This window comes from Archangium sp., assembly GCF_036389735.1.
Lineage (GTDB): Bacteria > Myxococcota > Myxococcia > Myxococcales > Myxococcaceae > Archangium.
This window is the reverse complement of sequence record NZ_DASVWK010000105.1, coordinates 1-11,955: the sequence shown is the minus strand read 5'-3', so window position 1 is coordinate 11,955 and position 11,955 is coordinate 1. Positions and strand designations below refer to the sequence as shown.

The window sequence follows — 11,955 nt, the reverse complement described above, 5'->3', positions numbered from 1 at the left end:
CCGCCTTCAGGAGAAGTTCCTTCGCGGGGGTTCTCTCTCCAAACGTGTTCCCCTCAGGGAACTCGACAAGATTGGCCAGAAGCTCCAAGCGGTCCGCACCGACGAGAACCTGAAGGAAGCAGTGCGCGCCCTCGACTCCTGGGAGCAACGGCACCTGCCTCGGTCCGAGGCACCGCTACCGACTGCGGAGCCCACCCCTGGAGCTGCGAATGCGGAGAGGAGCCCCACGGAGTTGAATCAGGAACGCTACGCTCACCAGGAGGAGGCTGACAGCATCGATGCTACTGAACAGCTCATGCAAAAACTCCTCCGCCTTCAAGAAAAGTTCCTTCGCGGGGAATCCCCCTCCAAACGCGTTCCCCTCAGGGAACTCGATAAGATTGGCCAGAAGATCCGGGCAGCCCTCACCGACAAGGATTTGAAGGAAGCAGCGCGCGCCCTCGACTCCTGGCAACTGCGTCACCTCCCCTGATGAACCAGTGCTTCCCGGAAGGCGGGACTCCCGTCTGCTTCACTCGTTGAAGAGGTTGACGGGGAGGACGGTGGATTCACCGAGATTCACCTCGACACTCTTTGTCACCGTCTTCGGAATGCTCTTGTTGACGAGCGTCACGATGTAGGTCCCTGGCGCCAACTCGATGGGCGCAATGGGCGTGTCGCCTAATTCCTTTCCACTCAAGAAGACGGTGGCGTAGGGCCTCACACGAATTTCGAGCGTCCCCTTGCGGACGGCGAGTTTGGGCGACACCTTGGGACTTGGCTTGGTGGGGTTTACAGGGGGAACGTCACCGTTAGAAGAGCCCGCGCCCGTGGATGCGTTTGGCTCCTGAGGCGATGGCTGGGAGGCGGCGACCTCGGTGGGAGGAGGCGTTGACCCCGGGGAGGAACCCTTCGGCGGTGTCGGTGTGTCCTGGATCACGAGAAGGGAGCCGCCATCGGACCGCTCCGGAGTCAGCGCACCTGGACTATTCGTGGACGGTTCAGGAACCGGGGCGGGGGGCGGCTCGACCGAAAGAGACATCGCGGGTAGCGGCTCGCGCTCGGCCACGCGCATCGCTTCTTGGGGGGCTGATGCGGAGGAGGGCATTCGCCACACCACGACTCCTCCTCCCGCCACGATGAGCACGACCCCCGCGAGGGTCATCGGGACCCAGTTGCCTTTTCGCGGAGGCTTCAGGGGGGGCCGCTGAATTCGTGTGGAGGGGAGGGTCGCTCGCGGCCGCGGCCGGACGTCCGGGACCGTCGGCAGTTCCCTGCCTGCCTCGGGCACTTCCTGCTTCATGGCCTCGGGCTTGCGCAGCTTCGCCGTCTCCGCCTCGGGCGCTTCCTGCTTCATGGCCTCGGGCCTGTGCAGCTTCGCCGTCTCCGCCTCGGGCGCTTCCTGCTCCATGGCCTCGGGCTTGCGCAGCTTCGCCGTCTCCGCTTCGGACGCTTCCTGCTTCATGGCCTCGGGCTTGCGCAGCTTCGCCGTCTCCGCTTCGGACGCTTTCTGCTTCATGGCCTCGGGCTTGCGCAGCTTCACTGTCCCTTGCGCGGGGCTGGGTTCCACGTCCGTCTTCGCGGTGGGGGAAGGCTGCGTGAGGACGGGGGAGACCGAGGGAGTCGGTCCAGCGGGAGGAGTACCCGGCTGGGGCGTGGGCGTCGAGCGGTCGGTGCTCGCGGCAACCTGGGCGATGAGCTGGGCGATCTGCTGAGTCGTCACGGGCTTGCCGACAGAGAGGATGAACTCCTCCAGGTCCGACTGGAACGCGTGGCAGTCCGGGTAGCGCTGTTCGCGATCCTTGGCGAGCGCCCGGCCCAGGACGCGCCGCAGGGAGTCGGGCAGCTCTGGCCGGAACTGCACCGCGGGCATGGGTGATTGGGTCAGGATGGCCCGCATCAGGCCGACTTCGGAACCCGACTCGAACGGCTTGTGGCCCGTGAGCAGCTCGTAGAGGACGACACCCAGCGCGTACACGTCCACCCGCCGGTCCAGGGGCTCGGCGCGGACCTGCTCGGGCGGCATGTACGACAGCTTGCCCTTGATGACGCCGCTTGCGGTCTTGTGCCCCTGACCGGCTGCCTTGGCAATGCCGAAATCCACCACCTTCACCCCGCCCTGCTTGGACAACAGGATGTTGTCCGGGCTGATGTCGCGGTGGATGAGTTCCAGCGACTCTCCGGTCTCCGGATCGGTGAAGTCATGGGCGAAGGCCAGCCCCTCGCACGCGTGGGCGACGAGCCGGGCGCACGCCGTGAGCGGCAGGGGCATGTCCTGTGCCGAGGCACGTTTGATGAGTGTGCGCAGGCTGGGTCCGTCGATGTACTCCATGGCCAGGAAGTACGCGCCGTCGGTCTCTCCGAAATCGAAGATCTGCACGATGTTCGGATGGGTGAGCCGAGCGGCCAGCTTTGCCTCGGAGAGGAACATCTCCACGAAGGCGGGCTCCTCGGCCAGGTGCGGGAGGATGCGCTTGAGTACCAGCGTCTTCTCGAAGCCCATGGGGCCGGCGGCCTTGGCGAGGTACACCTCGGCCATACCCCCGGTGGCGAGCTTGCGGATCAACTGGTACTTGCCAACAGGCTGCATCACGAACCGTCTCCTCCTCAAGTCGAGCCTGGCCTCCCCATCTGGGTGCCGCTCGCGAGGTCATGCTCCTGCACGGCGGGAGGGTGTCATAAATTCCAAGCACAAGGGAACGCAGGACCCGCGGCGTAGCCCTGAGGGCGGACAGGTCGCTGCCCCGTTCCAAGGTAGGGAACGGGGGCTTCTCTGGCCGCCTGCCCCTCCTGGGGCATCACAGGGGGATTGTCGTCACCGTTCGTTGCGCACCTGTGTTGGGGTGGAGCGGTCGGTGGTCGTCCCATCTCCCCGTTGCCCGTACTGGCTGCTCCCCCAGGCCCATATCGAGCCGTCATTGCGCAATGCCAACGAGTGAAAGTAGCCGGCCGAGACCGCAGCCACACCGCTCAAGGCGCTCACCTGCACGGGCGCGGAGCGGTGGGTGGTCGTCTCATCCCCCAGTTGCCCGGACCGGTTGCTCCCCCAGGCCCACACCATGCCGTCATTGCGCATCGCCAATGAGTGGAAGTAGCCGGCCGAGACCGCGGCCACACCGTTCAAGGCGCTCACCTGCACGGGCGCGGAGCGGTTGGTGGTCGTCCCATCCCCCAGTTGTCCGTACCGGTTGCTTCCCCAGGCCCACACCGTGCCGTCATTGCGCAACGCCAATGATTGGAAGTTGCCGGCCGAGACCGCGACCACGCCGCTCAAGGCGCTCACTTGCATGGGGGCGGAGCGGTTGGTGGTCGTCCCATCCCCCAATTGACCGGACTCGTTGTAGCCCCAGGCCCAGACCGTGCCGTCATTGCGCAATGCCAGGGAGTGGAGCATGCCGGCCGAGATCGCGACCACACCGCTCAAGGTGCTCACCTGCGAGGGAATGGAGCGGTTGGTGAGCGTCCCATCCCCCAGTTGCCCGAACCGGTTGTACCCCCAAGCCCACACCGTGCCGTCATTGTGCATCGCGAGGGAGTGGCCACTTCCCGCCGAGACGGCAACAACGTCGTCCAAGTAGCGCACCCGCACGGGCGCGAAGCGGTCGGTGGTTGACCCATCCCCCCGTTGTCCGGACCGACCGCTCCCCCAGGCCCAGACCGTGCCGTCATTGAGTACCGCCAGCGAGTGGTGCGTGCCGGCCGACACCGAGGCCACGCCGCGCAAGGCGCTCACCCGAATGGGAGTAGCGCGTTGGGTGGTCGATCCATCCCCCAACTGCCCGTAAACATTGCTCCCCCAGGCCCAGACCGTGCCGTCTGGTCGCACGTTCAGGGAGTGCTGGTCACCTGCATCCATGACAATGCAAGGGGCGGCTAAAACGGCGAAGTTCGTCGAGGTGGAGAGGCCCTGAGAGTTGGTCACCGTCGCCTTCACCGTGGGCGTGACCCCCATGGGTACACAGGTGCGAGCCTTCCAGATGACCTCGCTCGTCGTCGCGGTACTCGTCGGAGGTCCCAACGTGCCCATGTTGGCTTCCCAGGAGAATTTGAGCGCGCTGTCTCGAGCATCCCGCGCCTCGATGCGCAGGGTGAGGACTCCTTGGTCCACGCTGGCGAGTGGCGGCCTGCGGGCCTGCACGATCTCCGGTGCCCGCGGTACAGCCGCTTCGTCTGGACCCGGCTGTTGCGGCTCGGGCTCCTTGGGGCGAGGTGTGGGCTTCGGGTTCACTTGCTGTCGCAAGTTCTCGAACAGCCGCTCCACCTTGGGGGACACCTGCACGGGCAGCATCGCCTCGGGCTTCAGGAAGAGGGCCGCCTTGAATGCGGCGCTGGCCTTATCGGCCTTGCCCATGTCGGCGAGGATGATCCCCTCGTAAAGGGCGAGGGCCACGTCATCCTCGATGCCACGTGTCAGGCGTTTGGCGCTGGCGATCTGCTCCAAGGCACGCTCGTACTCGAGGCTCTCGTAGAGGCGACTGATGGAGGAGAGGTAGGTCTGCACCTCCGGGGAACCCTGGGCGCGTGCCACCAACGGTACGAGGAGAATCAAGGCCAGGAGGCCCACTCGCAGGACGCAGGGAGTCCCCGAGTGAAAGAGGGGTGATATGCTCATGGAGGTGGGCGGAATATCACGGAAAGGCATTCCACGGTGCCCGCTGGGGCCGGGCCTCACGTCGGGTCCGCGGGCTGCTCCTCGGGAGGCAGTTGGAGCGCCTCGACGCGGGAGAAGGCCTCGAGGATGGCGCGGATGATGGCCGACCGTCCCATGATGAAGGCGCTCACGTGGCCTCCGGGCAGGTAGCGCAGCTCGGCCCCGCGCCAGTGCTGGAGCAGCTTCAGCGTGGAGGACGAGGGCACGAAGCCATCCTGGCGCGCGGCCACGAAGATGGCGCGGCGTGGGTTGGACAGGGGCGGCAGCGCCGTGGTGGCGGCCGCGGAGAGAATCTCGTTCAGCCGCTGGCGCGCCGCTTCCGGGCCCCCGGTGGTGCGCCCCAGCGCCTCCCAGTCGGGCAGCGCCGAGAGCACGCCCTCGGTGAAGACAGGGGCCGCGGAGTGCCCCGCGGCCAGGGGGATGACGGCCGCCGGCAGGGGGAACATGGCCGCGGCATAGGCGGCGATGCTGCCCCCCATGCTGTAGCCGGAGACGCCCACCTTCGGGTGACCGCGCGCCAGCAGCCACCCGAGCAGCGCCGTCGCTTCCACCGCCGTGGCGCGGAACATGAGCAGCAGGTCCGCCACCGTGCGTACCGCCGGGCCCTTCTGTCCAGGCGGGCGGCGCGAGCCGTAGTAGGGATTCTCCAGCAGCAGCGCGCCCACGCCGTGTCGGGCGAGCTCCCGGGCCAGGTAGCGCCGGACGCCAAAGCCCTCGTCTCCGGAGGCGGCCAGGAAGACGCACACCGGCGGGAGGGGCCCCGCGTCCCGGGGCAGCAGCAGGTGGAAGCGCGCCTCCTGGCACGAGGCGGGCAGCGAGCCCACCGCGGCGGGGCTGGTGAAGCGGCCCTCCTGGACGAGCAGGCGCCCCTCCGGCGGCAGGTGGCGCAGCGTCACCTCGGAGAGCTCGGGGAAGGCGAAGCCCTGGGGGCCCCGGGTGAGCTTCTCCAGCAGCGTGTTGGAGCCCCAGCCGTCCTCGAAGAAGCGTGGCTGGCGCGGCATCTGGAGCCGCGCGACGAGTGCGTCCAGCCAGTGCATGCGGTTCATTCTCGGGCTCCCGGAGAGTGCCGCCGCATCCTGGCCCCGTTCGGGCGGTGGGGGAAGTACAACCCCCGCCGCCCGGTGGCGGGCCGTCGTTACCGCTGCTCGGCGGTGCCCGACGTCGGCTCGGGCGCGTCCGCCACGGACTCCAGCGTGTCCGCGGGCGGCACCGGCGCGGCGCGCATGTACGCGGGCTGCCGGTTCGGGTCGTCCACCGGGCCCGGGGGCGTCTCCAGCGACATCGTCGAGACGCTGGAGGGCTGTGACGCCGTGGCCGTCACCGTCTTCGTCAGCGTGAGGCTGTCGCGCACCGTGCCATTGACGATGATGAACTTCGCGCTCAGCGTGCCGCCGTCCACCACCACGTCCAGGTAACCCGCGTTGGTGTTGTCGCGGAAGGCCGTCCAGCTCGGCTGCGCGCCGGGGAAGGCGCGCAGGCTGGCGCCGCCGCTGCCCACCACGAAGTAGGGAATGCCGCGCGTGCCCGAGGCGGCCACCGCGTCCCCCTTCATCGCCTTGCTGCGTTCGTAGTTGTGGTCGTGGCCCATGAGGACCAGGTCCACCCCGTACTGCTCGAAGAGGGGGGCGAACTCGCGGCGCATCTTCAGCTGCGAGCCGTGCTCGCCGCTCGACCAGGTGGGGTGGTGGAAGAAGACGACCTTCCACGGCTGGCGCGTGGCGGCCAGGTCCTGGGCCAGCCAGCTCTTCTGCGCCGCCAGCGTGCAGCGGTCGGACGAGGCCAGGCCGATGACGCAGTTGGAGTCGAGCGACACGAAGTGCACCGGGCCCCAGTTGAACGAGTAGTAGCGCTCGCTCTTCTCCGGGTTGTTGGCCGGCAGGTAGAAGTTGTCCAGGTAGGGCTGGCCCTGGTCGGTCACGTACTCGTGGTTGCCCGGCGAGGTGAAGAGGGGCACCTCGCGCAGCAGGGCCGCCATGGGCTTGAACATGTTGCTCTGGAACTCGGCCTCGGTGCCCGAGGAGTACGCGTTGTCCCCGAGCGTCACCAGCAGCTCCCCGGCACGCCCCGACTGCGCGAGCAGCTTGAGCACCTCGGCCTGCTTCGTGCCGCCGGTGCCGAAGTCACCCATGGCCGTGAAGTGCAGGCGCGTCGTCTCGGGGCCGGTGGCCGTCTGGAACCTGCGCACGCCCGTCACCGAGCCGCACGCCTCGACCACGTAGCTGTACGTCCGGCCCGGCTGGAGCCCGTCCAGCTTCACCGCGTGACGCCAGCCGGCCGCCGTGGCCATGGCCGTGCGCGAGATGTCCGTGCCCTCGCCAAAGCGGACGAAGGGCGTGCAGGACACGCCGGTGCGGAAGGCCACGAGCGCGCTGGTGGTGCCCACGCTCTGCAGGTACGGCAAGCGCGGCAGCGCCGGCCCCGAGTCCGTGGTGGGCGCGGTGGGCGTCGGCGTCGGCGTCGGCGTGGTGGTGTCCTCGCCACAGGCGCGCGCCTCGGCGAGGGAGGCCCAGTCGTTGACGGTGTTGCCGTTGACGGTGACGCGCAGGTAGCGCGCCGTGCGCGGGCTGGTGAAGCGGTACGTCTGCGCCGCGGTCGTCAGGGCGCTGTCGGCCGCGTACGCCTGGGTGAAGGTGGTGCCGTCCGCGGAGGTGGAGAGCGTGAAGTGGTTCTGGCGCGTGTTGCCCTGGTGCCAGACGAGGGTGGCTCCGGCGAGCGACTGCGAGCTGCCCAGGTCGAGCGTCAGCCATGCGCCCTTGCCGGGGCCACTCCAGCGCGTGAGCAGGTTGTCGTCCTGGGTGTTGGCGGCCACGCTGCCCGCGCCATCATCGCCACTGGCGGTCGCGCGGGTGGTGGGGAGCTGGCGGCAGTTGCTCGCGGTGAGCGCGTCCGTGCCGTGGCCCAGGTTCTCCGGGGCCGGGGACTCCGCAGGCGGTGCGACCGCGGACGGGGCCTCGGCCGGTGGCTCGGAGGGAGAGACGGTGGGAGGGGCTTCACACGCCGTGGCCAGCAGCACACCCAGCAGACACGAAGAGGAGATCAGACGTTTGTGCATCGTGGGTCCACAAACGGAAGGCCCGGCCACGCATTCCTCCGCGGGCTCGGGCCTCGAGTCTGCCTGGATGCAGGGTACTCAGGCGTACCCCCGCTGGCCTCGGGTCAGCTCGCGCTCCGCTTGAGCCGGGCCGCCTGGGAGTGCCGCGCACGGAACGCGGACGCGCTCTCCGGCGAGGCGAAGGTCGCCACCGCCCGCTCCGGCGTGAGCAGCGTGTTGACGACGACGTCGGCGAGGTTCGGATCCTCGCTGGCGGCGACGAGCACCTCGTGGAGGTGGGGGGGAGGCGGTTGCAGCATCGCGTTCGTCCAGTCGGTGATGGCCCGGGTCTCCGCCCAGGTGCTCTTCTCCGCGCGCTCGCAGAAGTCCTCGTCGAAGTCGAACCCACCCGCCAGCGCATCCAGGATGACGTCCGCGAGGGCGAACGCCGCGCCCGAGGCGGCATTCGCGCCCTGTCCGGAGATGGGGTCGTTCGTCACGTGCGTGTCGCCCAGCGCCAGCAGGAAGCGGCCCTCGCCGAGCGCCGCGTACCCGCGCCGCACCACCGGTGTGAAGCCTCCCTGCACGTAGTCGAGCGGCCCCAGCACCCCGAACTCCGCCGGCTCCACCCGCGAGTACGTCTCGGGCGCGTGCTCGCGCACCAGCTCGAGCAGCAGGGTGTCGAAGCCGCGCGGATCCTCCTCGTACTTCCGGGTCGCCAGCGGCTCGAGCGCGCCGCCTGGAATGGCCTCGGCGAGGAAGCAGGGCATCTGGCCGTGCGGGGTGATCATCTGCGCCTCGAAGATCTCTCCATGGCCGGGCGAGATGCTGTAGCTCAGTCCGGTGGGCCGAGGGGCGCGCACGCCCCGCAGGAGGGCGGCGAAGAGCCGGCGCGCGGGGCGGGTGTGGGGCGACAGCTCGGGGATGCGCGGGAAGCGCGCGGTCAGCCCGGAGCGCCCGGTGGCCACCACCACCAGATCATGCTGCCTCGCGAGTGTCTCCACGCCCGCCGCGTCCACCGGGTCGATGATGAGCTGGCCGCCCCGCTCCATGAAGTCCTCGAGGAGGCGCGGCTGGTAGAGACGGTAGTCCACGAAGAGGCTCGGGTCGTCCATGTAGCCGCGGAACCCGAAGGGCTGGGGGCCGCCCACGTTGACGCTCACCTGGAACATGCCGAAGTCATGGCTGTCCCAGTGGTTCACCGCGAGCGAGCGCTCCCGGGCCCGCGTGGGCGCGTGGTGGGCCACGTTGCCGGGCAGCCGGCCCGAGCGGAGCAGCTCCGGGTCCCGCTCCGCGTAGATCGTCACGGGGACGCCGTTCGCGAGCAGCTTCAGCCCGAGGTGCAGCCCCGCCGTACCGGCGCCAATGATGCCGATGCTTGCCATCCGTGCTCCTCCGTGTTCGCCCGGGCGCGCGCGAGAAGGCGTGGCATCCGGAAGGGAAGTCCCCCCCAGGGAGACGGGGGGAGGTTAGCGGAAGGCCCGCGGGCTGTCCGCTGGGCCGGCCCGGGGTAGGCCGAGGTAGGAGGGGAGGGTACCTAGTTGGTGTACAGCGTCACGCCCAGTCCCGGCTGGAACGTCCCGATGACGAAGGCGTCCTCTTGCGGCACGGAAGCGACGCCCAGCAGCAGGCTGGCGCTCACGGAGAGCCGGGGGGCGAGCCAGTACTCCGCCCCGCCACCGACGGCGAGGGACACCGCGCTGGCGCTCGTGTTGCCGCGGCCCACCTGGGAGAGCGCGCCCTGGAGCGCGAAGAAGGGCCGGAGCGGCAGCTCCCGGGTGCCTCCATAGATGTTCAGCCCGAGGCCCAGGGACAGGCCGATGACGTCCACTTCCTTCACCGCCGCGTAGGCGAAGCCGGCGTTCACGTCCACGCTCACCGAGTCACCGGCGAAGTAGCGGATGCCCAGGGACGAGCTGGAGCCCGCCGACTGGCCCTGGGCCAGGGAGTTGCCGAGCAGCGTGGCGCGGATGCCGAACAGGCCCGCGCGCGGGCCGAGAGGCTCCGCGGGGGCGGCCGGAGCCCCGGGAGTCACGGCGGCCGTCGGAGTCGTGGGCGGGGTGGGCGCCGTCGGGGGGGTCGGAGGGGTCGGCTTCGCGGGCTGCTCCTCCTGCTCGCTGGCCTGCTCCTGCTCGCTGGCCGCCTCGTCGGTCGGCTTCTGCTCCCGGTAGCGTCGAATCTCCTCGGCGCGCTGGGCCGCGGTCTTGCCGGTCGTCGCACAGCCGGTGGCGAGGACGAGCAGGGCGAGGGTCAAGATGCGCATGGGTGTGGGTCCTCCGGAAAAAGGGGGGCGAGCACATACCACGTCCCCCTCCATGACCGGGCCGTTCCAGGTCGGTGGGGGGGGGCGGTCCCGGGGAGCGGACAGCCGGGCGGTTTCCCCTCAGAGAACGGGGAATTCACGCCCGTGAGGATAACGGATACAGTGTGGGCCCCATGAAGCACAGGTCGCGTGGCTTCACGCTGATAGAATTGCTGGTCACCGTAAGCATTCTCGGGCTGCTCACGGCGGTGTCCGTGACGGCGCTCGGGCCCTTGCGGGATCGTTACAACCGCCGTCAGGCGGCGGAATTGGTGGCCTCGGCGGCATCGAGAGCCCAGCTCTCGGCGCGAGAGACGGGGCGGTGCCACTTCCTCGAGATCCACTCCACCGCCACCGGCAAACCCGTCAAGGTGACGACCGTCGGGAAGACGGGAGACCGGCTGCGCCTGATGCGTCGCAAGACGCCGGACTGCGAGATCGATCTGAAGAGCAAGCCGGGGGAGGACGAGGTGGAGGAGGTGGAGTGGGTGCCCCTGCCCGGCAAGACGCAGGTCCGCGTGCCGAAAATCATGCCGGAGTGGCGGCCGAACAGTCGGGTCCGCGAGGGCGAGACCCTGCTGCAGGTGGTGGCCCCCAGTGGCAAGGAGCTGGCGGTCCGGATGATGGCCCACGGCCCCGTGTGCATCAGCGAGATGACTCCCCTGGAGGATTGTCCATGAGCGACCGAAGCCAGAAGTGCGAGCGGGGCTATGCGCTCATCGAGGCCATGGTGGGCGGTGCCGTGCTGATGGTGGCACTCGGCAGCGTGCTGTCGGGCCTCCTGGCGGCCAACGAGCACGTGACGCGGGCGGTGGTGGACCAGGGCATGACGCAACACCTGGTCGACCAGATGGAGCAGCTCCGCGCGCTGCCCATCTCCGATGCGATGTGGGACCCCGCCGTGCCCCAGAAGGGCTGTCTCCTCTCGGCGCTTCCGAAGTCGAAGCTTCCGGAGGGGTGGACCTGTCAGGTCTCCGTGGTCGAAGTCGACGACACCGCCGTCGGTGGAGCCGCCGGCACCCTGAAGTACAGGCGTGCCACGGTCACCCTCTCCTTCGCCCAGCGCTCCCAGACCATGGTGGTGTTGAAATGGTGAGGCGGGGACGCTCGGGGCGTGGCTTCACGCTCATCGAGCTGCTGATGACCAGCGTGGTGGCCATCATCATGCTGTCCGCCGCGCTGGCCCTGTTCGTCCGCGGCGTCACGCAGCAGCAGGAGCAGCGGCGGATGTCGGAGATGAAGCGCAGCGCCGCGCTGGTGATGGGGCAGCTCACCACGGAGCTGAGGCAGGCCGGGCTCGGCCGTCCCCGCGGCCAGCGGGTGGGCACGGGCTCGGGCCTGGGCAACGTCTTTCCCGCCAGCATCCTGGTGGCGGAGGCCCATCGGATTGGCTTCCTCACGGATCTGCCCCGGCCGGATTCCACCTTCAACGGCTTCTCCCAGATCGCGGGCGATCAGGCCATCCCGCGCCCGGAGAAGGGGCTGGCGCTGCTCAACGAGTCCAACGGGAGCTGTGACGTGGTGGAGGGGACCGGGTTCTGCACCACCGACACCGCCAGCCAGCTCTTCGACTACTCCACCACGAGCGCCGCCACCAATTGCGCGAACAACCCGGAGGAGGCCCGGACGTGTCCGTGGGCGCTCAACCGGTACAAGACCTCCGAGTTCATCATCGTGGCGGATTCCATGGGGCGGTGGGTGGAGCGGCAGATCTCCCCCAGCAGCCTCTATATGAACGTGGCGGACCCAGGACCACCGGCGGGCATCCGGTACGTCCTCCAGCTCACCGACGTGGTGCCCGAGGAACTGGTCTCCAGCGGCGCCAACCAGGGCTACATCTCCACGCCGGACCGCGTCTTCTTCCAGCTCAACAATGGTTGGTGGGAGCGCAAGCAGTGCTGGGGCTCCGTGGGTCTGGGCTCTCCCACCCTCTCGCTTCACACGCCCTGTGCCGACCCCACCGCCACCGGCACCGCCACCGGCACCGCCTGG

General features: G+C 69.1%; 10 protein-coding genes. 4 read left to right on the top strand and 6 right to left on the bottom strand.

Annotation, left to right across the window (positions count from 1 at the left end):
- A partial coding sequence (locus tag VF794_RS04100; protein WP_331107864.1) for a hypothetical protein occupies positions 1-472 on the top strand: 472 nt, incomplete at its 5' end.
- Between the two features lie 39 nt (positions 473-511).
- Here VF794_RS04100 and VF794_RS04095 read toward each other — a convergent pair.
- From VF794_RS04095 to VF794_RS04070, 6 genes are all read right to left on the bottom strand, one after another.
- A complete protein-coding gene (locus tag VF794_RS04095) occupies positions 512-2,569 on the bottom strand; it encodes a serine/threonine protein kinase (protein WP_331107865.1) in 2,058 nt (685 codons plus the stop codon).
- A 225-nt stretch (positions 2,570-2,794) separates the two neighbouring features.
- Entirely contained in the window at positions 2,795-4,420 is a 1,626-nt protein-coding gene (locus tag VF794_RS04090; RefSeq protein WP_331107863.1) for an RCC1 repeat-containing protein, read from the bottom strand.
- Positions 4,421-4,647: 227 nt separating this feature from the next.
- The gene (locus tag VF794_RS04085) at positions 4,648-5,676 is read right to left on the bottom strand and encodes an alpha/beta hydrolase family protein (RefSeq protein WP_331107862.1); all 1,029 of its coding nucleotides are present in this window, start codon (positions 5,674-5,676) and stop codon (positions 4,648-4,650) included.
- A gap of 89 nt (positions 5,677-5,765) precedes the next feature.
- Complete coding sequence (locus tag VF794_RS04080; protein ID WP_331107861.1) at positions 5,766-7,682, bottom strand: discoidin domain-containing protein; 1,917 nt, start codon at positions 7,680-7,682, stop codon at positions 5,766-5,768.
- 104 nt (positions 7,683-7,786) lie between these two features.
- Positions 7,787-9,046: a styrene monooxygenase/indole monooxygenase family protein gene (locus VF794_RS04075; protein ID WP_331107860.1), complete on the bottom strand. Its 1,260-nt coding sequence runs from the start codon at positions 9,044-9,046 to the stop codon at positions 7,787-7,789.
- Positions 9,047-9,198: 152 nt separating this feature from the next.
- The gene (locus VF794_RS04070; RefSeq protein ID WP_331107859.1) at positions 9,199-9,924 is read right to left on the bottom strand and encodes a hypothetical protein; all 726 of its coding nucleotides are present in this window, start codon (positions 9,922-9,924) and stop codon (positions 9,199-9,201) included.
- 173 nt (positions 9,925-10,097) lie between these two features.
- On the opposite strand from VF794_RS04070, the gene VF794_RS04065 reads away from it, so the two are divergent.
- From VF794_RS04065 to VF794_RS04055, 3 genes are all read left to right on the top strand, one after another.
- Positions 10,098-10,643, top strand: a complete 546-nt coding sequence (locus VF794_RS04065; protein WP_331107858.1) for a type II secretion system protein — start codon at positions 10,098-10,100, stop codon at positions 10,641-10,643.
- Positions 10,640-11,059: a hypothetical protein gene (locus tag VF794_RS04060; RefSeq protein ID WP_331107857.1), complete on the top strand. Its 420-nt coding sequence runs from the start codon at positions 10,640-10,642 to the stop codon at positions 11,057-11,059. The genes VF794_RS04065 and VF794_RS04060 overlap by 4 nt, the downstream gene beginning before the upstream one ends.
- On the top strand, positions 11,053-11,955 hold a 903-nt coding region (locus VF794_RS04055), incomplete at its 3' end, for a hypothetical protein (RefSeq protein WP_331107856.1). The genes VF794_RS04060 and VF794_RS04055, both read left to right, overlap by 7 nt.

Coding starts and splice junctions, on each gene's coding strand:
- VF794_RS04095 (WP_331107865.1), bottom strand. CDS start 2,569: ATGCAGCCTGTTGGCAAGTACCAGTTGATCCGCAAGCTCGCCACCGGG.
- VF794_RS04085 (WP_331107862.1), bottom strand. CDS start 5,676: ATGAACCGCATGCACTGGCTGGACGCACTCGTCGCGCGGCTCCAGATG.
- VF794_RS04080 (WP_331107861.1), bottom strand. CDS start 7,682: ATGCACAAACGTCTGATCTCCTCTTCGTGTCTGCTGGGTGTGCTGCTG.
- VF794_RS04075 (WP_331107860.1), bottom strand. CDS start 9,046: ATGGCAAGCATCGGCATCATTGGCGCCGGTACGGCGGGGCTGCACCTC.
- VF794_RS04070 (WP_331107859.1), bottom strand. CDS start 9,924: ATGCGCATCTTGACCCTCGCCCTGCTCGTCCTCGCCACCGGCTGTGCG.
- VF794_RS04065 (WP_331107858.1), top strand. CDS start 10,098: ATGAAGCACAGGTCGCGTGGCTTCACGCTGATAGAATTGCTGGTCACC.
- VF794_RS04060 (WP_331107857.1), top strand. CDS start 10,640: ATGAGCGACCGAAGCCAGAAGTGCGAGCGGGGCTATGCGCTCATCGAG.